Source organism: Ruegeria sp. CH8 (assembly GCF_056536985.1).
The window spans coordinates 1-531 of record NZ_JBQFQR010000089.1; the positions used below are offsets into that span (position 1 = coordinate 1).

General features: G+C 53.9%; 1 protein-coding gene. It reads left to right on the plus strand.

Annotation, left to right across the window (positions count from 1 at the left end):
- On the plus strand, positions 1 to 356 hold a 356-nt coding region (locus ACR0ER_RS25650), incomplete at its 5' end, for a GFA family protein (RefSeq protein WP_480771277.1).
- Between the last annotated feature and the right edge of the window lie 175 nt (positions 357 to 531).

Here is a 531-nt window from a genome sequence, read left to right on the forward strand (position 1 = left end):
CCCCGCCAGTTTGGTCGGGTCATTGCCATTGCCGTTCGTGCCAAATGGCCCTTGGCGGTGCCTTTGTAACTTGGGCTAAAGTGGCCGCCGAAGACTTTGAAGTGATCAAAGGCGAAATCCAACACATTGAGAAAACTCCGGGCATTCGCCGAGGGTTTTGTCGGGAATGTGGAACGACGTTGACCTATGCCGCCCTAAATGAAGTTGAGGGCCAAGACTGGAGCGCTGACGCTTGGTTTTCTGCTGTGACGTTGGATGACCCATCGATTGCGCAACCCAAGGCCCACGTCTTCGTATCACGTCAGCAGCCATGGATAAAACTCGACGACGGTCTCCCGACGTTTCCTGAGTTTTGATCAACTTTCCCGTCCAGAAAGAGGAGAAAATGATGAACACCGCATTTTCATATGCCTGCAAGGATTGCGAGGGCATGGAGGCCTGCCCAGGCAAAGTGATCGCAGCGACCAAAGATGAAGTATGGAAACTCATGGAACTCCACGCGGTGGTCGCTCATGGAGAGGACCCCAGCTC